This window comes from Streptomyces sp. NPDC038200 (assembly GCF_055600785.1).
In genome coordinates this window covers 25771-43665 of the sequence record NZ_JBVJYH010000038.1, presented here as the reverse complement: position 1 = coordinate 43665, position 17895 = coordinate 25771, and the positions used below count along the sequence as shown (strand labels likewise).

18 protein-coding genes and 3 pseudogenes are annotated in these 17895 nt (G+C 72.9%); 9 read left to right on the top strand and 12 right to left on the bottom strand.

The window, feature by feature from the left end; all coding sequences use genetic code 11:
- The coding region (locus ACZ7KF_RS40635; protein ID WP_471087432.1) for a maltotransferase domain-containing protein at positions 1–624 on the bottom strand (624 nt) is incomplete at its 3' end.
- A gap of 110 nt (positions 625–734) precedes the next feature.
- Positions 735–1034, bottom strand: coding sequence for a DUF5133 domain-containing protein (locus tag ACZ7KF_RS40630; protein WP_471087429.1), 300 nt, complete (start codon positions 1032–1034; stop codon positions 735–737).
- Between the two features lie 302 nt (positions 1035–1336).
- On the opposite strand from ACZ7KF_RS40630, the gene ACZ7KF_RS40625 reads away from it, so the two are divergent.
- The gene (locus ACZ7KF_RS40625; protein ID WP_471087427.1) at positions 1337–1849 is read left to right on the top strand and encodes a pep a2; all 513 of its coding nucleotides are present in this window, start codon (positions 1337–1339) and stop codon (positions 1847–1849) included.
- On the top strand, positions 1846–4014 hold the full coding sequence (gene glgX / locus ACZ7KF_RS40620; protein WP_471087424.1) for a glycogen debranching protein GlgX: 2169 nt from the start codon (positions 1846–1848) through the stop codon (positions 4012–4014). The genes ACZ7KF_RS40625 and glgX overlap by 4 nt, the downstream gene beginning before the upstream one ends.
- A 24-nt stretch (positions 4015–4038) precedes the next feature.
- On the opposite strand, the gene ACZ7KF_RS40615 is transcribed toward glgX, so the two are convergent.
- Entirely contained in the window at positions 4039–4848 is an 810-nt protein-coding gene (locus ACZ7KF_RS40615) for a VOC family protein (protein ID WP_471087421.1), read from the bottom strand.
- A gap of 126 nt (positions 4849–4974) precedes the next feature.
- Here ACZ7KF_RS40615 and ACZ7KF_RS40610 point away from each other — a divergent pair, with 126 nt between their 5' ends.
- Positions 4975–5289 (top strand): ANTAR domain-containing protein, encoded by a 315-nt coding sequence (locus ACZ7KF_RS40610; RefSeq protein WP_471087418.1) that lies wholly within the window; start codon positions 4975–4977, stop codon positions 5287–5289.
- A gap of 154 nt (positions 5290–5443) precedes the next feature.
- Here ACZ7KF_RS40610 and ACZ7KF_RS40605 read toward each other — a convergent pair whose 3' ends face one another.
- Positions 5444–6235 (bottom strand): RNA polymerase sigma factor SigF, encoded by a 792-nt coding sequence (locus ACZ7KF_RS40605; protein ID WP_471087415.1) that lies wholly within the window; start codon positions 6233–6235, stop codon positions 5444–5446.
- 270 nt (positions 6236–6505) lie between these two features.
- On the opposite strand from ACZ7KF_RS40605, the pseudogene ACZ7KF_RS40600 reads away from it, so the two are divergent.
- The 4 genes and pseudogenes from ACZ7KF_RS40600 to ACZ7KF_RS40585 form a co-directional block, all read left to right on the top strand.
- Positions 6506–6637: pseudogene (locus ACZ7KF_RS40600) on the top strand (MarR family transcriptional regulator); the annotation flags it as partial.
- Positions 6622–6765: pseudogene (locus tag ACZ7KF_RS40595) on the top strand (ABC transporter ATP-binding protein); the annotation flags it as partial. The pseudogenes ACZ7KF_RS40600 and ACZ7KF_RS40595, both read left to right, overlap by 16 nt.
- Positions 6741–7265: pseudogene (locus ACZ7KF_RS40590) on the top strand (ABC transporter permease); the annotation flags it as partial. The pseudogenes ACZ7KF_RS40595 and ACZ7KF_RS40590, both read left to right, overlap by 25 nt.
- Positions 7266–7455: 190 nt before the next feature.
- Positions 7456–7980 carry a hypothetical protein gene (locus ACZ7KF_RS40585; RefSeq protein WP_471087412.1) on the top strand — a complete coding sequence of 175 codons (525 nt, stop codon included), beginning with the start codon at positions 7456–7458 and terminating at the stop codon, positions 7978–7980.
- Positions 7981–8034: 54 nt separating this feature from the next.
- Here the strand turns inward: ACZ7KF_RS40585 and hemC are convergent, their stop codons facing one another.
- The 5 genes from hemC to ACZ7KF_RS40560 all read right to left on the bottom strand — a co-directional run bounded on the left by hemC (position 8035) and on the right by ACZ7KF_RS40560 (position 13107).
- Positions 8035–8970, bottom strand: a complete 936-nt coding sequence (hemC, locus tag ACZ7KF_RS40580; RefSeq protein ID WP_471087409.1) for a hydroxymethylbilane synthase — start codon at positions 8968–8970, stop codon at positions 8035–8037.
- Between the two features lie 320 nt (positions 8971–9290).
- The gene (locus ACZ7KF_RS40575; protein WP_471087447.1) at positions 9291–10268 is read right to left on the bottom strand and encodes an ATP-dependent DNA ligase; all 978 of its coding nucleotides are present in this window, start codon (positions 10266–10268) and stop codon (positions 9291–9293) included.
- A 199-nt stretch (positions 10269–10467) separates the two neighbouring features.
- The gene (locus ACZ7KF_RS40570) at positions 10468–10725 is read right to left on the bottom strand and encodes a hypothetical protein (protein ID WP_471087406.1); all 258 of its coding nucleotides are present in this window, start codon (positions 10723–10725) and stop codon (positions 10468–10470) included.
- 55 nt (positions 10726–10780) lie between these two features.
- Positions 10781–12295, bottom strand: coding sequence for a glycerol kinase GlpK (gene glpK / locus ACZ7KF_RS40565; RefSeq protein WP_471087403.1), 1515 nt, complete (start codon positions 12293–12295; stop codon positions 10781–10783).
- 44 nt (positions 12296–12339) lie between these two features.
- Positions 12340–13107, bottom strand: coding sequence for an IclR family transcriptional regulator (locus ACZ7KF_RS40560; RefSeq protein ID WP_471087401.1), 768 nt, complete (start codon positions 13105–13107; stop codon positions 12340–12342).
- A 185-nt stretch (positions 13108–13292) separates the two neighbouring features.
- Here ACZ7KF_RS40560 and ACZ7KF_RS40555 point away from each other — a divergent pair, with 185 nt between their 5' ends.
- Positions 13293–13715, top strand: coding sequence for an ATP-binding protein (locus ACZ7KF_RS40555; RefSeq protein WP_471087398.1), 423 nt, complete (start codon positions 13293–13295; stop codon positions 13713–13715).
- 34 nt (positions 13716–13749) lie between these two features.
- Here ACZ7KF_RS40555 and ACZ7KF_RS40550 read toward each other — a convergent pair whose 3' ends face one another.
- The 3 genes from ACZ7KF_RS40550 to ACZ7KF_RS40540 all read right to left on the bottom strand — a co-directional run bounded on the left by ACZ7KF_RS40550 (position 13750) and on the right by ACZ7KF_RS40540 (position 16696).
- A complete protein-coding gene (locus ACZ7KF_RS40550; RefSeq protein ID WP_471087395.1) occupies positions 13750–14931 on the bottom strand; it encodes a PP2C family protein-serine/threonine phosphatase in 1182 nt (393 codons plus the stop codon).
- Positions 14932–15029: 98 nt separating this feature from the next.
- A complete protein-coding gene (locus ACZ7KF_RS40545; protein ID WP_471087392.1) occupies positions 15030–15788 on the bottom strand; it encodes an IclR family transcriptional regulator in 759 nt (252 codons plus the stop codon).
- 104 nt (positions 15789–15892) lie between these two features.
- Positions 15893–16696: an EamA family transporter gene (locus ACZ7KF_RS40540; protein ID WP_471087444.1), complete on the bottom strand. Its 804-nt coding sequence runs from the start codon at positions 16694–16696 to the stop codon at positions 15893–15895.
- A gap of 177 nt (positions 16697–16873) precedes the next feature.
- On the opposite strand from ACZ7KF_RS40540, the gene ACZ7KF_RS40535 reads away from it, so the two are divergent.
- Entirely contained in the window at positions 16874–17731 is an 858-nt protein-coding gene (locus tag ACZ7KF_RS40535) for a LysR family transcriptional regulator (protein WP_471087389.1), read from the top strand.
- Positions 17732–17895 lie beyond the last annotated feature (164 nt).

Sequence of the window (17895 nt, the reverse complement as noted above, 5' to 3'; positions counted from 1 at the left end):
GGGGAAGAACTCGTACCAGGAGCCGTACAGGGCGCGTTCGCGCTCCACCAGCAGGGGCATCGGATCGGAGGCCGTCACCAGCTCCCGCAGCGGATAGCGGGCCAGGAGCGTCTCCACCTCCGGGGCGAGGGCCGCCTCCAGGCGGTCGTGCACCGAGCGGGAGTCGTCGCCGAGGGTCCGCGCGGTGGCCAGGACCAGGTCGCGCTCGGGGCCCTTGGGCACTCCGGCGGCGGCACGCTCGTACAACTCGGCGCCCTCTTCCAGGACCAGGCCGGTGTCGATCCCGGCCGGCACCTTCACCGACGCGGTGTGCCGCCAGGTCGCCAGCGGATGGCTCCACGCCTCCACCCGGTAGGTCCAGCGGCCCGGGGAGTCCGGGGTGACCTCCGCCCCCCAGCGGTCGCTTCCCTCGGACAGCTCCCGCATCGGTGTCCACGGGCCGCGGCGGCCCGCCGGATCGCGCAGGACCACGTTCGCGCCCACGGCATCGTGCCCTTCACGGAACACGGTGGCCGTGACCTCGAAGGTCTCTCCGGCCACCGCTTTCGCCGGGCGCCTGCCGCACTCCACGGCCGGCCGGACGTCGCGTACCGGTACACGGCCGATGGCCGGGGTCCTGCGCATGTATCTCACCTCCGCCGTGCGCGAAGCCGGGCACGGCGGCCCGGCTTCGCGATCCGAAAGTCGGGCCGGTGCGAGCCGGTCCCGAGGGGAACGCCTTGTACGGTGCCAGGTCAGGGCCTTGGCGCCGTGGAACGCCGCTCCGGTGGCGGCGCTCTTCTCGCCGACCGACGCGGCTGCGGCCGGCCGTCCTGCTCGCGCAGGTAGGTGACCGGGTTCGTGCGCAGATAGCGCTCGGCCGCGTCCGCGGCTTCGCGAGCGCAGCGTTTGCCCATCAGCACGCACAGGGTGTACCCCGAGTCCTCGAAGGTGGCCCGGACCGCGCGGTCGTACGGCGAGGCGAGCATCACGCGCTCCCACGCCCGGTAACGCCGCAACTGCCGGGCCACTTCGGCCTTGGCCGGTAGCAGCATGGCCCTCTTCACCTTCCACGCTCTCGACTGGGCGCGTTCCCGACGGTCGGGTGGCGTCCGCGCACGGAGAGGCGCGGCACCGTTACGGCGATCGAGGCTTTCACTTATGGTGCACGCGCGACGACGCAGCGTCTTGTTGGAGCTTCAACGATTGCGGGTGTCGGGGGTTCGTGTTGCACGAATGGCGTAGTGGCCGCACCGTGGAGGTGACTCAGAAGCGATCAGCACTCACGCTATGTGTCCGGGATCCCTCCCGGACGGGCAAGGGGAGCGACAGCTTCGCCGGTGAGGAGCAAGCGACAATGAAGACCGCAGTGCCCTGCTACTACCACCTCGACGTGGAAGTCAGCCCGGAACGGGTGGGACAGGTCAGCCGCATCCTGGCCGCCCATCTCCGCTACTGGGACCTGGAGAACCTCGCGGTTCCCGTCTGCCACGGCGCGGAACTGCTGCTGCGGGCGATCGACGCCCATGCCAAGGACAAGCACACCTCCATCGAGATGTGGTGGAACGGCCAGCACCTCATCACCGCCTTCGGCGACGACGACCCGGATCTCCGCCCCGACCAGGACCTGCGGTCCTGCCTGGCGGACATCGCCGCCATGAGCGACGGTTGGGGCTGCTGCGCCCCGGACGGCGGCAGCAAGATCATCTGGTTCTCGCAGCGTGCCCGCGCCGGCCAGCGCGTCCCGCTGGTGCCGGTCGCCCCCGACTCCACCCTGCGCACGGGACGGAAGGTGCCGCGCGAAGAGCCCGTGGCCGTGCTGGCCGGGTGGGCGCCCGCCGGCGACGACGCCCTGGAGGGCAGCCGGTGACCGCCCGTACCTCCCGTACAGGGCTGCCCGTCTGGAGCGGGCAGCCCTACCCGTTGGGCGCCGCGTTCGACGGTCAGGGCACCAATTTCGCCCTGTTCAGCGAGGTCGCCCAGCGCGTCGAGCTGATCCTCGTCGACGACGCCGGTACCGAGACCCCGGTCCGGCTGCACGAGGTCGACGGCTTCGTGTGGCACGCCTACCTGCCCGGCATCGGCCCCGGCCAGCGCTACGGCTACCGGGTGCACGGCCCCTGGCAGCCGGCGCTCGGACACCGCTGCAATCCGGCGAAGCTGCTGCTCGACCCGTACGCCCGCGCCGTGGACGGTCAGATCGACAACCACCCGACCCTGTACGAGCGCGCCGCGGACGGCCCGGCCCCGGGCGACAGCGCCGGCCACTCCATGCTGGGGGTCGTCACCGACCCGTTCTTCGACTGGGGCGACGACCGCCCGCCCAGGACGCCGTACGCGGACTCGGTGATCTACGAGGCCCACGTCCGCGGCCTCACCCGCCGCCACCCGGACGTCCCCGAGCGGCTCCGCGGCACCTACGCCGGCCTCGCACACCCCGCCGTGACCGAGCACCTCACCTCGCTCGGCGTGACCGCGGTGGAGCTGATGCCGGTGCACCAGTTCGTGCAGGACGGCGTCCTCCAGGACCGCGGCCTGTCCAACTACTGGGGCTACAACACCATCGGCTTCTTCGCCCCGCACAACGCCTACGCCGCCTTCGGCACCCTCGGCCAGCAGGTCAACGAGTTCAAGGCCATGGTGAAGGCGCTGCACGCGGCCGGCCTCGAAGTCATCCTCGACGTGGTCTACAACCACACGGCCGAGGGCAACGAGCTGGGTCCCACCCTGTCCTTCCGCGGCATCGACAACGCCTCCTACTACCGCCTGGTGGACGGCGACTGGGCGCACTACTACGACACCACCGGCACCGGCAACAGCCTCCTGATGCGGCACCCCTACGTGCTCCAGCTGATCATGGACTCGTTGCGGTACTGGGTCACCGAGATGCATGTCGACGGCTTCCGCTTCGACCTCGCGGCCACCCTGGCCCGGCAGTTCCACGAGGTGGACCGGCTCTCCGCGTTCTTCGACCTGATCCAGCAGGACCCGGTGATCAGCCGCGTCAAGCTGATCGCCGAGCCGTGGGACGTGGGCGAGGGCGGCTACCAGGTGGGCAACTTCCCGCCGCTGTGGTCGGAGTGGAACGGCAGGTACCGGGACGCGGTACGGGACTTCTGGCGGGCCGAGCCCGGCTCGCTCGGCGAGTTCGCCTCCCGGCTCACCGGCTCCTCCGACCTGTACCAGCACAGCCGGCGCCGGCCGCGCGCGAGCGTCAACTTCGTCACCGCGCACGACGGTTTCACCCTGCGCGACCTGGTGTCGTACAACGACAAGCACAACGAGGCCAACGGCGAGGACAACCGGGACGGCGAGAACCACAACCGGTCCTGGAACTGCGGGGTCGAGGGCGACACCGACGATCCGGCCGTCCTCGGCCTCCGTGCCCGCCAGCAGCGCAACCTGCTCGCCACGCTGTTCCTGTCACAGGGCATCCCGATGCTCTGCCACGGCGACGAACTCGGCCGCACCCAGCGGGGCAACAACAACGCCTACTGCCAGGACGACGCCCTCTCCTGGGTGGACTGGGACCTCACCGACGAGCAGCGCGCTCTCGCCGACTTCACCCGGCACCTGATCGCGCTGCGCGCCGCCCATCCCGTGCTGCGCCGACGCCGCTTCTTCCGCGGGGAGACCGCGACCCGCCCGGCACAGCCGCTGCCCGACCTGATGTGGCTGCGGCCCGACGCCCGTGAGATGACCGACCGGGACTGGCTGCGCGACGACGCGCACTCCGTCACCGTCTTCCTGAACGGCGACGCCATCGCCGAACGCGACCCCTACGGCGGCCGGATGGTCGACGACTCCTTCCTGCTGCTCGTCAACGGGTACTGGGAGCCGGTGGACTTCCGGCTGCCCGACCACTCCTTCGGCGAACGCTGGACCACCCTGGTCGACACCGCCGAACCCGACGGCGTCCTCGACGAACGCGAACACAAAGCCGGGACCAGGCTCCGCGCGGAGGCCCGCAGCCTGGTCCTGCTGTCCCGTCCGTCCCGCACCGCGAAGGACGCGGCCGAGCGCGCACGTGCCTAGCGGCGCCGACGAGCGCGCACGCGCCTAGCGGCGCCAGTTCGAGGTCACCGTGAACTGCGCGCCGTCCGCGTCGCGCAGGATGGCCTCGGTCTCGTCCTCGCGCAGCACGCTGCCGCCGTGCTTCTCCGCCGCGCGGGCGCAGCCGGGCACGTCGGACACCGCGAAGTGGACCTGCCAGTGCGGACGCACCGAGGGGTCCGGGGCCGCCTCCACCGCGCCCGAGTCGATGCGCGCCACCACGTCACCGCGGCTGCGCAGCACCACCTCGCCGCCCTCGTACTCCACCTCGCAGCAGCCCGGCTTCCCGGTCGCCCAGTCCAGGATCTCGCCGTAGAACATCGCCGAGTCGAAGGCGTCCCGGGTGTGCAGCCGCACGAACGTCGGCGCGGCCTGCCGCCACGCCTCCCAGTTGCCGACCAGCTCGCCCTGCCAGATCCCGAACGTGGCTCCGTCCCGGTCGGCCAGCAGCGCCGCCCGGCCCGGCGGGAAGGACAGCGGACCGACCGCGGCCGTACCGCCGCGCTCCCGGGCCCGGGCCACCGCCACGTCCGCGTCCGGCACGGCGAAGTACGGCGTCCAGGCCACCGCCATCTGCCACATGGAGGCCACGGCGGCGATCCCGGCCACCGGGACCCCGCCCGCCAGGGCGATCCGGAAGTGCTCACCCAGCTTGGCGCCGCGCCAGCGCCAGCCCAGGACGGCGGTGTAGAAGTCCTGGGTGGCCTGGAGATCGCGGCTGGTCAGACTCACCCAGCACGGCGCGCCGAAGACGGAGTCGGTGGAGACGACGTTGTTCCTGCGCGGCTCGCCGCCGGCGGAGGTGTCGTGATTCATGGCAGTCGTCCTGCTCTCGGGGCCGGGCGGCCACCGGTAGGGCACCAGTGTCCGGCCGGACGGGGTGGAAACGCCTGTCGAGTACCCCGGTTGGCAGGCTGCCAGGCCCTTGCGCAGGATGGAGGAATGGGAGAGAGCGAGCCGGACCGGGTGGCCGCGCTGGAGGCGGAGGTCGTCCAGCTGAAAGAGGCCATGACCTCGCACGCGGTGGTGGACCAGGCGATCGGCATGATGGTGGCGCTCGGCCGGGTCACCCCGGACCAGGGCTGGCAGGTGCTGCGGGAGGTCTCACAGCACACCAACATCAAGCTGCGCCATGTGGCGGAACTGATCCTGATCTGGGGGCGGCGCGGCGACATACCGGCCGACATCCGTGCCGAGCTGGAGGACGCCCTGGACCGGTACGGGCCCACGCAGGTGCCGGGCTCCGAGGGGACGTAGGGACAGCGGGCCGGGCGAGGGGGCGGCGGGGCCGGGTACCGGAGCACGGGCCTGGGCAGGAGGTCGGCCGGGCCTGGGCAGGAGGTCGGCCGGGCCCGGGCAGGAGGTCGGCGGGGCCTGGTGAGGGGACAGCGGGCCTCGGAGGCGGGAGGGGTCAGCGGACCTCGGCGAGCAGTTCCTCGCGGAGCCGGTCGAAGCAGCCGCTGAGCAGCCGCGAGACGTGCATCTGCGAGATGCCGAGCTGCTGGGCGATCCGGCTCTGGGTCATGCCGCCGAAGAATCGCATGTAGAGGATGGTGCGTTCGCGTTCGGGCAGTGCCGCGAGACACGGCTTGACGGCGGCACGGTCCACGACGAGGTCGAACCCCGGGTCGGGCTCGCCCAGGGAGTCCCCGAGGGCGTAACCGTCCGTGCCGGCCACCTCGGCGTCCAGGGACAGCGCGGAGAAGCACTCCAGTGCCTCCATACCGGTGCGCACCTCGTCCTCGCTGAGCCGGGTGTACGCGGCGATCTCGGCGACGGTGGGTGCCTGGCCCGCCGTGGACTGCGCCAGCTCCTTCACGGCGCCGCGGACCCGGTTGCGCAGGTCCTGCACGCGGCGCGGCACGTGCAGGGTCCACATGTGGTCGCGGAAGTGGCGCTTGATCTCCCCGGTGACGGTGGGCACCGCGTATGCCTCGAAGGCCCGGCCGCGTTCGGGGTCGTAGTGGTCGACGGCCTTGACCAGACCCAGGGCGGCCACCTGGTAGAGGTCCTCCAGGGCCTCGCCGCGGCCGCGGAACCGCACGGCGATCCGCTCGGCCATGGGCAGCCACAACCGGACCAGCTCGTCCCGCAGCGCCCGGCGCTCGGGACCGTCGGGCAGCCGGGCGAGCCGTTCGAAGGACTCGACCGTGTCCGGGGCGTCGTCATGAGGATGGGACTTCGTGCTGCCGGTGACACGCATCGGGCACACCTCTCTCAGCATGTGCAGGATGGACAGACGCCGTGGGAGGTGCGCTCGGACATGCACAGATCGTCGGGGCGTCCGGCGGAGCCGGCTCCCACGGACGTGCCTCCTGTCCGAAGCACTGAGCTTCGCATTCCCGCTGGAGGACACTCCAAAACAAATATGGTCATATCGGACAGAGGTGTGCATGCCGGGCGATGGCCCCGCAGGTTCTTTTGACCGTCTCTTGGCGGGGAGACATCTCTGTTGCAGAGGTAATTTTCGGGGGTGGAAGCCGAGGCTTTCCCGGAGGAGCCGGCCGACGTCCTGGTGGGCGTCCAGCGGCTGATCCGGCGCCGGCTGCGCGGCGGACTCACCGGACCCCGGCTCCGCGGTGCCGAGGTCGAGCTGCTGCGGCTCGACCCGGCCGTGCGCGAGGGCTCGCCGCCGTCGGTCTCACCGACGCCGCCGACCGGCTGGCCAAGATCTACTCCGGTGGCATGATCCGCCGCCTCGAACTCGCGAGATCGTCGGGGAGCGGGACGCGGGCATCCTGAACAAGCTGCTCGTCGCCCCCACCCCGCGCTCTGCGCTGATCACCGGCAAGGCGTTCGCGGCCGGGGTGAAGTCGCCGGTCCAGGCGGTCGTCGTGATCGTCATCGCCGCGCTGCTCGGTGTCGGTCTCACCTGGAACCCGCTCCAACTGCTCGGTGTCGCCGCGGTGGTGATCATCGCCTTCGCGTTCTTCTCCTGCCTGTCGATGACCATCGCGGGGATCGTGCTCGGCCGCGACCGGCTGATGGGCGTCGGACAGGCGATCACCATGCCGCTGTTCTTCGGGTCCAACGCCCTGTACCCCGTCTCGGTGATGCCCGGCCGGCTCCGGGCCGTCAGCAAGGTCAACCCGCTCAGCCGTCAAGTCGACGCCCCACGCGGCCTGCTGCCGGGCACGCCCGCGCATCTCGCCGCCGACTTCGGTGTGCTGGCGCCGGCCGCCGCCCTCGGCATCACCGCGGCCTCCGCCCTGCTCGGCCGCCTGGCCCGCTGATCTTGCCGCGGACGTGATGTGCGGCACGCACGCGTACCCGGCCGGAAGGCGCCCTCGACGGATTCTTCCTGGGCAGCGCTTGATCACCGATGAAAGCGGGTGAATACCCTGGCCACGGCGCATTCTGCTCATTTGACAGTGCGCTGAGCGCACAGATAGACAGCAGCTCTCGAAGGTCGAGAGGGGCACTGTGTACGAGCCGAACGTGGTCGGTGACTGGCAGGAGTACGAGGAGCATGCCGGTCTGCGGGTCCGCGTCCACCGCCTGGAGACGGCCGAGCCGCCGCGCGGACGGGACGACGCCGCCGCGGGGTTGACGTACTTCAGCCTCCGCGTGACCGTGGAGAACCGTGGCGCGCGCCACTACGGCATCCATCTGGAGGACGGTCAGCTCGACGTCCGCGTCGGCCCCGACGGCGAGGGCGCCTTCATCGACTGGCGCAACTCCCAGTTCATCGAGGGCTTCGACGTCTACCCCCTGCGCCGGGCCACCGCCGTGCTCTACGCCGCCGCGCCCGAGGCCGCGCTCACGCACGTGGACGTGCAGGTGCAGTTGCGGGTGGACGAGGAATGGGCCGACCGCCGGCTGTGGACGGGCGGCACCGGCGTCCTGGAGTCGACCGCGGCAGCGGCCCCGGCGGGCACCGGGCAGGCCAGCCTGGCCCACCAGGTCAGCGCCTTCCTGAAGGACCAGACGGAGCCGGGCACCGCCTGAGACGGACAGGGCCGGCCCGCCTCACGGGGGCCGGCGCCGACTGCCGTACGGCGCTCAGTGCGCGATGCCGTCGATGATCTCCCGGGCGCCCTGCCGCAGCAGCGCCACCGCCACCGAGGTGCCGAGCGTGGCCGGGTCGAGCCGGCCCGCCCACTCGTGGGCGTTCAGCCGGGTCTTGCCGTCCGGGGTGAAGACACACGCCCGCAGGGACAGTTCCCCGCTGCGGTCCACGCGCGCGTAGCCGGCGATGGGGCTGTTGCAGTGGCCCTGGAGCACGTGCAGGAACATCCGCTCCGCCGTCGCCTCCCGGTGGGTGGCCGGGTCGCCGAGCCCGCTGACCGCGTCGATCAGCGCGGTGTCGTCCTCCCGGCACTGCAGGGCGAGGATGCCCGCGCCGATCGGCGGCATCATCTCCTCCGGCGACAGCACCTCGCTGATCACGTCGGTCCGGCCGATGCGCTCCAGGCCGGACACCGCCAGCAGCAGCGCGTCCGCCTCACCCGCGGCCAGCTTCTCCAGCCGGCGGTTGGCGTTGCCGCGGAACGGCACGCACTCCAGATGCGGATGGGAGGCGGCCAGCTGGGCGATCCGGCGCACCGAGGAGGTGCCGATCCGGCTGCCGGCCGGCAGCCGGTCCAGGGTGAGCCCGCCCGGGTGCACCAGCGCGTCCCGGACGTCGTCCCGCTTGAGGAACGCGGCGAACACGGTCCCGGTCGGCAGCGGCCGGTCCGCGGGCACGTCCTTGACGCAGTGCACCGCGAGATCCGCTTCCCCGGCCAGCAGGGCCGCGTCCACCTCCTTGGTGAACGCCCCCTTGCCCTCGACCGCGGACAGATCGCCCATCCACTTGTCACCGGTCGTCCTGACCGGGACGACCTCCGTCCGTACGCCCGGGTGCAGTACGGCCAACTCGGCGCGGACCCGCTCCACCTGGGCCAGGGCCATGGGGGAGTCACGGGACACGATACGGATCAGTTCCGGCACAGACATGGGGGACACGATAGACCCTCGGATCACCCGCCCGGCACAGCATGACGGGCTTGACCCGGGTGCGGTCGAGCGGGCCGGTGAGCGTCGGATCGCTGTCGTTTCCCCCGTCCCCGTACGACGCCGTGCGGCATCTCCGGCACCGTGGAGCCATGGGTGTCGACCCGGACGGTGCCGGTGCGCGGTGCCCGGCTCCCACGGGGGTTCGCGGGTGCCGTGCGGCGGGCCTACCGCCGTCACCTCACCCGGCGACCACCGGGTGACATGGCCGGAAAGCGCGGACATCCGTGACTGCCGTGCGGGCACGCCGGCGGCCCCCGGTGTCAACCGAGGTCCTCCGGCAGGTCCGCCGCCGACTCCTCCGGGGTGAGGTCGGGGCGCAGCCGCAGCCAGGACGGCTGGCGGAGCATCCCGTTCCGGGTGCGTGTGCTGTAGCTGACCTCGCCCACCAGCCGGGGCAGCACCCAGCGGGCCCCCGGCACGCGCGGCACCGGATCGAAGGGGCACCGGTCGCTCGCCCCGTCCCGCAGCAGTTCCGCCAGCCGGGCACGCTCGGCCTCGCTCCAGCCCGTGCCCACCCCGCCGACGTACCGCAGACGCCCGCCCGCGCGCTGGCCCACCAGCACGGCGCCGGGCAGCCCGCTCAGCCGCCCCTTGCCGGGCAGCCAGCCGCCGACGATCACGTCCTCGGCCCGCATGTTCCGGATCTTGATCCAGGCGCGCGAGCGCACCCCGGGCTCGTACACCGAGTCCAGCCGCTTGCACACCAGGCCCTCCAGGCCGTGCTCACGGGTGGCGCGCAGCGCCTCGGCGCCGTGCCCGGTCACGGCGGCCGGCGTCGACCAGTACGGTCCCGCGAGCCCCAGCTCCTCCAGCCGCGCCCGGCGCCGCAGCCAGCTCTGCCGTACCAGGGGCTCCGTCAGGTACGGCACGTCGAACAGCACCAGGTGCACCGGCACCTGCGCGGCCCGGCGCGCCGCCCGCGCGGGGGCGTGTGCGAGGCCCATCCGGCTCTGCAGCAGCTGGAAGTCGGCCCGGCCGTGCTCGTCGAGGGCCAGCACCTCACCGTCCAGCACGGCGGGGGTGGCACCCAGGGCCGTGCCGAGGGGGCGCAGCTCCGGGTAGGCCGCGGTGATGTCCTCGCCCGAACGGGCCCGCAGCAGCAGCCCGCCGTCACCGGGCAGATAGACCATCACCCGCTGCCCGTCCTGCTTGGTCTCGTACGCCCACCGCGCGTCCTGGGCGGCCGGCGGCAGCGCGCCGGGGACGGCCAGCATCGGCGGGATGAGCGGCAGGGTCACGGCGGTCACGGCAGAAGGTCTCGACCGGGCCCGGTGCCCTCACGCGCCTTTCCCCGAGGGTTCCCCTGAACGGGCCCCGGCCCCGGCCCCGCACCCCCCGGACCGGGGCTGGGACGCCGGACCGCGGGGCCGGTGCCCGCCTCAGGCCACCCGCTCCGCCGACGGCCGGTTCAGGCCACCCGCTCCGCCGACGCCCGCCTCAGGCCACCCGCTCCGCCGACGGCTCGGGGGCCGCGGTCGCCGGGGCCGGGCCGTCGGGGCGGTGCCGGGGGAGGAAGGAGGCGAGGACGAAGGCGAGGGCCGCGGCGCCCGCGCCGATCGCCATGACGACCTTGAAGCCGAGGCCGCCACGGGGCTCGCCGACGCCGTCGTCGGCCTCTGGCTGGCCCCGGTCAGCGGCACCCGCTGCGGGGCGGCGCGGGGAGGGGCGTCCGAGTGCCGGGTCAGGCGCCCTCACGCACGGCGGCCAGGCCGTGGAACACGCCGACACAGGCGGTGCCGGCCGGCCCGGGTCAGGGGGAGCGCGGCGGCCTGACCCAGTTCAGGGACCGCTCGACGGCCCGCTGCCAGTTGTCGTACTCCGACTCCCGCAGTCCGGGGTCCATGTCGGGCAGCCACTGGGCGGCCTTGTGCCAGTTGCGGCGCAGCACCTCCAGGTCGGGCCAGTAACCGGCGGCGAGCCCGGCCGCGTAGGCGGCGCCGAGGGAGACCGTCTCGGCGACCATGGGCCGCACCACGGGCACGTCGAGCACGTCGGCCACGAACTGCATGAGCAGGTTGTTCGCGGTCATGCCCCCGTCCACCTTGAGCTGCTGGAGGGAGACCGAGGAGTCGGCGTTCATGGCGTCGACGACCTCGCGGGTCTGCCATCCCGTCGCCTCCAGGACGGCACGCGCCAGATGACCCTTGGTGATGTACGAGGTGAGGCCGACGACGACCCCGCGCGCGTCGCTGCGCCAGCGGGGCGCGAACAGCCCCGAGAAGGCGGGGACGATGTAGCAGCCGCCGTTGTCCTGGACCGTGCGTGCGAGCGTCTCGATCTCCGGGGCGCTGTTGATCAGGCCCAGGCGGTCGCGGAACCACTGGACGAGCGCGCCCGTGATGGCGATCGACCCTTCGAGGGCGTAGGCCGGCCGCTGGTCCCCGATCTTGTAGGCGACGGTCGTGAGCAGTCCGTGCCGGGACAGCACGAAGTCGCTGCCGGTGTTGAGCAGCAGGAAGCTGCCCGTTCCGTAGGTGCACTTGGCCTCGCCCGGCGAGAAGCAGGTCTGGCCGAAGAGGGCGGCCTGCTGGTCGCCGAGGGCGGCCGTGATGGAGACGCCCGGCAGCAGCGCGCGGGCCTCGCCGTACTGCTCGGCGGACGACCTGATCTCGGGCAGCATCGGGCGGGGCACCCCGAAGAAGTCCAGCAGCTCGTCGTCCCAGGTGAGCGTGCGTATGTTCATCAGCATCGTGCGGCTGGCGTTGGTGGCGTCGGTGATGTGCAGTCCGTTGTCGGCGCCGCCGGTGAGATTCCAGATCAGCCAGCTCTCCATCGTCCCGAACAGCACCTCGCCGTCCTTGGCCCGCTGCTCCACCCCCTTGAGGTTGTCGAACAGCCAGCGGATCCGCAGCGCCGAGAAGTAGGTCGAGGGCGGCAGGGCGCACCGGTCCAGGAAGAACGCCGCACCGGGCCGCTGCACCAGGTCCTCGACGAGCGGCGCGGTGCGGGTGTCCTGCCAGACGATCGCCCGGCCCAGGGGGGCGCCGGTCCGCCGGTCCCAGAGCACGGTCGTCTCGCGCTGGTTGGCCAGGCCGATGGCGGCGACCTGCCCCTGGTCGACGCCGGCGTCGGACAGGGCCTCGGGCACGATCCGGCGCAGGTTCTGCCAGATCTCGACGGCGTCGTGCTCGACCCAGCCGGGCCTGGGAAAGTGCTGCTGGTGTTCCTTCTGCGCGACCGAGACCAGCCGTCCGCGGTGGTCGAACAGGATGCATCGGGTCGAGTTGGTGCCCTGATCGATGGACAATACGTACCGTTCAGCCATGATCGGGTCTGCCTTCCGACGGATCGAGGGGCGGCTGTCCTGGCCTACCAGCGAGCGGCTCCCAGGTCTCTGGAGATCGCCCGAGCGGCCTCCCGGATCAGGGTGATCAGGTTCGGGCGGGGGTGGCCCTGGCCGTCGCAGAGCCGCTCGACCGGACCGGACAGCCCGATGGCGCCCACGACCAGGCCGCCGTGCCCCCGGATCGGCGCGGCGAGCCCCGCCTCGCCCATGCTCATCTCCTGGATCTCGGCGGCCCAGCCGACCTCCCGGACCTCTGCGAGGGCTCGGGCGAGCCGCTCCGGGTCGGTCAGGGTGTGCCGGGTGTACGCCTCCAGCTCGGGATTCCGGGCCGGTTCGACGGTCGCGGTTCCGTAGGCCAGCAGCACTTTGCCGAGCGAGGAGGCGTGCAGGGGCAGCAGGGCGCCCACGTCCAGCGTCTGGAAGGTGTCGTCCGGCCGGAACACATGGTGGACGATGAGCACGCTGCCCTCCAGCGGAGTCCCGAGGCGTACCGCCTCCCCGCTGCGGGCGGCCAGCGCGTCGGCCCAGTTCAGGGAGCGCGAGCGCAGCTCGTTGACGTCCAGGTAGCTGGTGCCGAGGTGCAGCAGGGCCGCTCCGAGCTGGTACTTGCCGGTCGCCGCGTCCTGCTCCACGAAGTCCACGTGCTGGAGCGTGCGCAGAATGCCGTGGGCGGTGCCCTTCGCCAGCCCGAGCGAAGCCGCCACCTCACCGAGTCCGAGTCGGCGGGGGCCACCGGCGAGCAGGCGCAGAATCGCCGCCGCCCGTTCGATCGACTGGACCGGGCCCGTCATGAAGCGAGCCTATTACCGCCGGAGGCGCTTCGCCGTGCGGACGGCGGGGCCCCCGGGGACGGTGGCGTTCGGTAATGCCGACCGCCGTTCATTGACCAGCCCGATTTGTCTCCATACCGTGCAGTGGAGTCGGAATGCGCCGAGACGCGGCGTGGGATCGGCCGCACACACCATCGGGAGACAACATGGCGGCACAGCTCAATACGCTGCTTCGGGTGGCAGGCGAACACATGTGTCTGGTTCCGCCCGTCGCCGGCGCCGTCTCGGCCGTACGCCGCAGGGCGGCGGCGGTCCTCGCCGAATGGAGAGTGTGCGCGGACGTCGTCGAGGACGCGCTGCTCGTGGTGTCCGAGCTGGCCACCAACGCGGTCATCCACGCCAGGCCCCCGGCCGAGCTGCGGCTCTCGTGGATCCGGGGCGACGGATACGGCACCCTGCGTATCGAGGTCACCGACCGGGGGCCCGCGTTCCCGGGTCAGTCGCTCGCCGGGATCGACCCGGACGAGCACGGCCGAGGCGAGACGATCGTCCACGCCCTCGCCGCCCGCCACGGCATACGCGTCCACGCCGGCGGCGTCACCCGATGGGCCGAGCTCGTCGAGCTCTAGAGCGCGGCGGCCGCGCGGGACGGGATGTCGAGCTTCAGAGCGCGCCGGCCGCGTGGGACGGGACGCGGGCCGATTCGTCCGCGGACTGCCGGCGCAGCAGGAGCAGGGCGGCGTCGTCGTGGAGCCTCCCGCCCACATGGGCCAGCAGTTCGTCGTGGAGCGCGCCCAGCGTGCGCCCCGGCTCCTCGGACACGCAGCGGGCCACCCCGTCGGCCAGCGGATAGAACGCGCGTGTGTGATCGCGGGCCTCGGTGACCCCGTCGGTGTAGAGCAGCAGCTGATCGCCCGCCGAGAAGGGAAGGCGCTGGAGGCTGGGGGAGATGTCCAGCAGGGAGCGCAGCCCGAGGGGCGGCGCCGGAGGGGTGGGCTCCACCGTCGCGACGTCGTTCGAGGCCGATATCAGCAGCGGTGGTGCGTGTCCGCAGTTGACGACCTCCAGATGGCCCGCGGGGGGCAGTCCGACGACCACGGCGGTGACGAAGTCGTCCGCTCCCAGGTTGCGGGCCAGGCTCCGCTCGATCCTCCCGACGACCGCGAGCAGGTCCGGTTCGTCGTACGCGGCCTCCCGGAACACCCCGAGCACGAGCGCGGCGGTCCCCACCGCGGGCAGTCCCTTGCCGCGCACGTCACCGACGATCAGCCGCACTCCGTGCGGAGTGGGCACCAGGGCGTACAGATCCCCGCCGATCCGGGCCTCCGCCGCCGCGGCGCTGTAACGCACCGCCACCTGGAACGGGCCGACGGTCTCCGGTACGGGCTGGAGCAGGGCGTGCTGGGCGGCCTCGGCGACCGAACGGACGGCCGCGAGGACCCTTTCACGACGGCCGCGCATCGCGCTGGCCAGGCAGCTCGCCGCGGTGACGGCCACCAGGGCGGACACCACGGCCGCCGGCTCGCGCGCGGGAACCGCGTGCGCGAGGCCCAGTGCCGCGCCCAGCGCCGCGGCGAGGAGACCGACGCAGACCACGCCACGCGGCCCGTTGGTGGCGGCCGCCAGCGCGGGACCGGCCACCAGCAGCGGCAACCACAGCATCCCCGCCGGGGCGGCGGCGCCGACGAGGACGACGACGGCGACGACCAGCACGGGCAGCAGCGGCGTTCCCGCGGCCAGCTGCCCGGCGGTCCGCCGGCGCGCCGATGCCAGGGCGCCGGTCATCCGCTGTCCGAACAGCCGCATCGCCGTGCGGTCGCCGCCGTGGTGTCGGGCATGACTCATGTCTCGTCCGCTGTCCTGCCTGTCAGGGGGTGCGCACCCGGAATGTCCGTTTCAACAAGGAAACGGGCTGGGTGCGGGCGGCCACAAGGCGCGGGTTTTCAGATAGTGAGCGAGAGGCTCCGGCTCACCCGGTTCGCGACCGGGAGCAGCCGTTCGCGGACTTCCTGGAGCCGGTTCCGCCGTTCCGCGGGCAGCGAGACGCCGAGCGAGCCGAACGCCTCCCCGCGGTAGACGGGCACGGCGACGCACACCGTGCCGATCGCGTACTCCTCCAGGTCCGTGACGGCCGGCGCCCAGGGCGTCGAGTCCAGCCTGCGGAGCAGCTCCGGAAGGCTGGTGATGGTCCGCGGCGTGAGGTCGGGCAGGTGGTGCCTGGACAGGTAGTCCCGGCGGGCGTCCTCGTCCAGCTCGCGCAGCACGCACTTGCCGAGGGCGGTGGCGTGTCCGGCGTCCTCGAACCCCACCCAGAGGTCGACCCGTGGGGTCCGGGGGCCGTCGACGATCTCGGCGACCCTGATCTCGCCGTCCTCGTAGAACGTGAGGTACGCGGCGGCGGACAGCTCGTCCCGCAGCGCCGCCAACGCCGGGCGGACGCGGCTGAGCAGCGTCTGCGTACGGCCCGCCGTGTGCCCGAAACTCACTCTGTCGCCCAGGACGAAGCCGCCGTCGTCCAGTTTCCGCACGTACCCGTCGTGCACCAGGGTGCGCAGGAGGTGATAGGTGGTGGCCAGGGGCAGCCGCGTCTCCCGCGCCAGCTGTTTCGCCGGCGCGCCGTTCTCGTGCGCGCTCACCGTCTCCAGCAGCCGGAAGGCCCGCTGCACGGACGTGATGAGGGTGGGGCCGTCCTGAGCACCCATAGGACCAGGTTGCCCCGGGCACCGGGCATGGGCAAGGCCGGCCGGACACCCGCCGGTCATCCGGAGCGATGCGCGCAGGCGGCAGCCGGCTCGCGGCGCACGGCTCACCGCTGTGCCCTGGCGATGCACACCGCGTTCGCCGCCACCACCGCGCCGATGCCCGCCCACTCCGCGGTGCCGAGCCCCTGCCCGAGGACCACCAGGCCGACCACGGCCGCCAGGACCGGGTTGACGCTCATGAACAGGCCGAACGTCCGGGCCGGCACATGGCGCAGGGTCAGCAGGTCGGCCAGGTACGGCACGGCGGAGGAGAGGACACCGGCGGTCACCGCGCACAGCACCGCCCGGGCCGTCGGTGGGTGGGTGAGCGCGACGGCGACGCCGACGGGCAGGAAGGCGAGGGCGGACACGGCAGAGGCCGCCGCCGCGCCCTGCGCCCCGGGGACGCGCCGCCCGACGACCCGGTTGAGCAGGATGTACGACGCCCAGCAGCACGCGGCGACCAGGCCGAGGGCCATCCCGGTGTAGTCGGTGGAGGGCCGCGGCCGCATCAGGACGACGACCCCCGCCCCGGCCAGCACCGCGCACCCGGCGTCCAGCCGGCGTCGGGACGCGGCCAGCGCGATGGTGAGCGGCCCGAGGAACTCCAGGGTCACGGCGAGGCCCAGGCCGATCCGGTCGACGGCGCTGTACAGGCTGAGGTTCATCGTGCCGAACACCCCGCCCAGCAGCAGCACCGGCCACCACTGCCGCCAGGTGAAGCGGCGCAGCCGGGGACGGGCGACGGCGCACAGGACGAGTGCGGCGACGTACTGCCGCACGGCCACCACGCCGAGGGGACCGAGGACGGGGAAGGCCAGCGCGCCGACGGCGGCGCCGGTCTGGTTGCACAGTCCGCTGCCGGCCATGGCGGCCGGCCCGGCCAGCCTGGCCGACCGCCAGGGCCGGTGCTCGTGCGGGGGCGCGCTCGCGGTCACGGATCCGGCCGAGTGCGGGCGTCGGAGGGCTGGTCGCATGACGGGGATGGTGCGCCGAACGGATACTTGCGCAAAATGCATCTCTCAGTCGATCTATACGCTGAGCGTATGCAGGACATCGATCTGCGCCACTTGCGCTCTCTCGTCGCCATCGTCGACGAAGGCACCTTCACGGACGCGGCGATCGCTCTGGGCGTCTCCCAGGCCGCCGTCTCGCGTGCCGTCGCCTCCCTCGAACGCGCCCTGGGAGTACGGCTGCTGAGGCGCACCTCCCGCGAGGTGACCCCCACCGCGGCCGGGGTGCGCGTGGTGGCGCAGGCCCGGCGGGTGCTCGCGGACGTGTCCGCCCTGGTCCGGGAGGCCACCGCGGGACACAGCCGGCTGCGCGTCGGCTATGCCTGGTCGGCGGTGGGCCGGCACACGGTCGCCTTCCAGCGGCGCTGGAGCGCGGCCCACCGCGACGTCGATCTGCAGCTGGTCCGCGTCAACTCGCCCTCCGCCGGGCTCGTCGAGGGCGCCTGCGATCTCGCCGTCGTCCGCAGGGCGCTGGACGACCGGCGCTTCGACACCGCCATCGTCGGGCTGGAGCGGCGGCTGTGCGCGCTGGCCGCCGACGATGCGCTCGCCCGGCGCCGTTCGGTGCGGCTCGCCGACCTCGCCGACCGGCTCCTGCTGGTGGACCGACGTACCGGAACGGCCACCCCCGAGCTGTGGCCGCCGGACGCCCGGCCGGCCACCGAGGAGACCCACGACGTCGACGACTGGCTGACCGTCATCGCCGCCGGACGCGGCATCGGGGTGACCGCCGAGTCCACCGCGCACCAGTACCCGAGACCCGGCATCGTCTACCGGCCCGTGCGCGACGCGGAACCCGTCGCCGTACGGCTCGCCTGGTGGCGCGACGACCCGCACCCGGCGCTCCAGGCGGTGCTCGAACTGCTCACCGAGCTGTACCGGACCGGCTGAGAGGGTGTCGTCGTCCAAGGTGTCCCTCGGCACCGCGGCCCCGCGCCGGCTCCGGCACTCCGAATCCAGCGCCCGCCCCGGCACTCCGAACCCAGCGGCTCCGGGCGGCAGCCGGTCAGGGCCGGCCGACGCGCCCGCCTCGCCCGCCGCACCCGGCGCCGTCC

What these genes read in the sequence shown, in the direction of transcription:
- ACZ7KF_RS40560 (WP_471087401.1), bottom strand. Translation starts at nt 13,107, where the DNA reads ATGACGGGCCCGGTCCAGTCGATCGAACGGGCGGCGGCGATTCTGCGC.
- ACZ7KF_RS40540 (WP_471087444.1), bottom strand. Translation starts at nt 16,696, where the DNA reads ATGGCCGGCAGCGGACTGTGCAACCAGACCGGCGCCGCCGTCGGCGCG.
- ACZ7KF_RS40605 (WP_471087415.1), bottom strand. Translation starts at nt 6,235, where the DNA reads ATGCGTGTCACCGGCAGCACGAAGTCCCATCCTCATGACGACGCCCCG.
- ACZ7KF_RS40555 (WP_471087398.1), top strand. Translation starts at nt 13,293, where the DNA reads ATGGCGGCACAGCTCAATACGCTGCTTCGGGTGGCAGGCGAACACATG.
- ACZ7KF_RS40545 (WP_471087392.1), bottom strand. Translation starts at nt 15,788, where the DNA reads ATGGGTGCTCAGGACGGCCCCACCCTCATCACGTCCGTGCAGCGGGCC.
- hemC (WP_471087409.1), bottom strand. Translation starts at nt 8,970, where the DNA reads ATGTCTGTGCCGGAACTGATCCGTATCGTGTCCCGTGACTCCCCCATG.
- ACZ7KF_RS40615 (WP_471087421.1), bottom strand. Translation starts at nt 4,848, where the DNA reads ATGAATCACGACACCTCCGCCGGCGGCGAGCCGCGCAGGAACAACGTC.
- glpK (WP_471087403.1), bottom strand. Translation starts at nt 12,295, where the DNA reads ATGGCTGAACGGTACGTATTGTCCATCGATCAGGGCACCAACTCGACC.
- ACZ7KF_RS40625 (WP_471087427.1), top strand. Translation starts at nt 1,337, where the DNA reads ATGAAGACCGCAGTGCCCTGCTACTACCACCTCGACGTGGAAGTCAGC.
- ACZ7KF_RS40550 (WP_471087395.1), bottom strand. Translation starts at nt 14,931, where the DNA reads ATGAGTCATGCCCGACACCACGGCGGCGACCGCACGGCGATGCGGCTG.
- ACZ7KF_RS40610 (WP_471087418.1), top strand. Translation starts at nt 4,975, where the DNA reads ATGGGAGAGAGCGAGCCGGACCGGGTGGCCGCGCTGGAGGCGGAGGTC.
- ACZ7KF_RS40535 (WP_471087389.1), top strand. Translation starts at nt 16,874, where the DNA reads ATGCAGGACATCGATCTGCGCCACTTGCGCTCTCTCGTCGCCATCGTC.
- ACZ7KF_RS40630 (WP_471087429.1), bottom strand. Translation starts at nt 1,034, where the DNA reads ATGCTGCTACCGGCCAAGGCCGAAGTGGCCCGGCAGTTGCGGCGTTAC.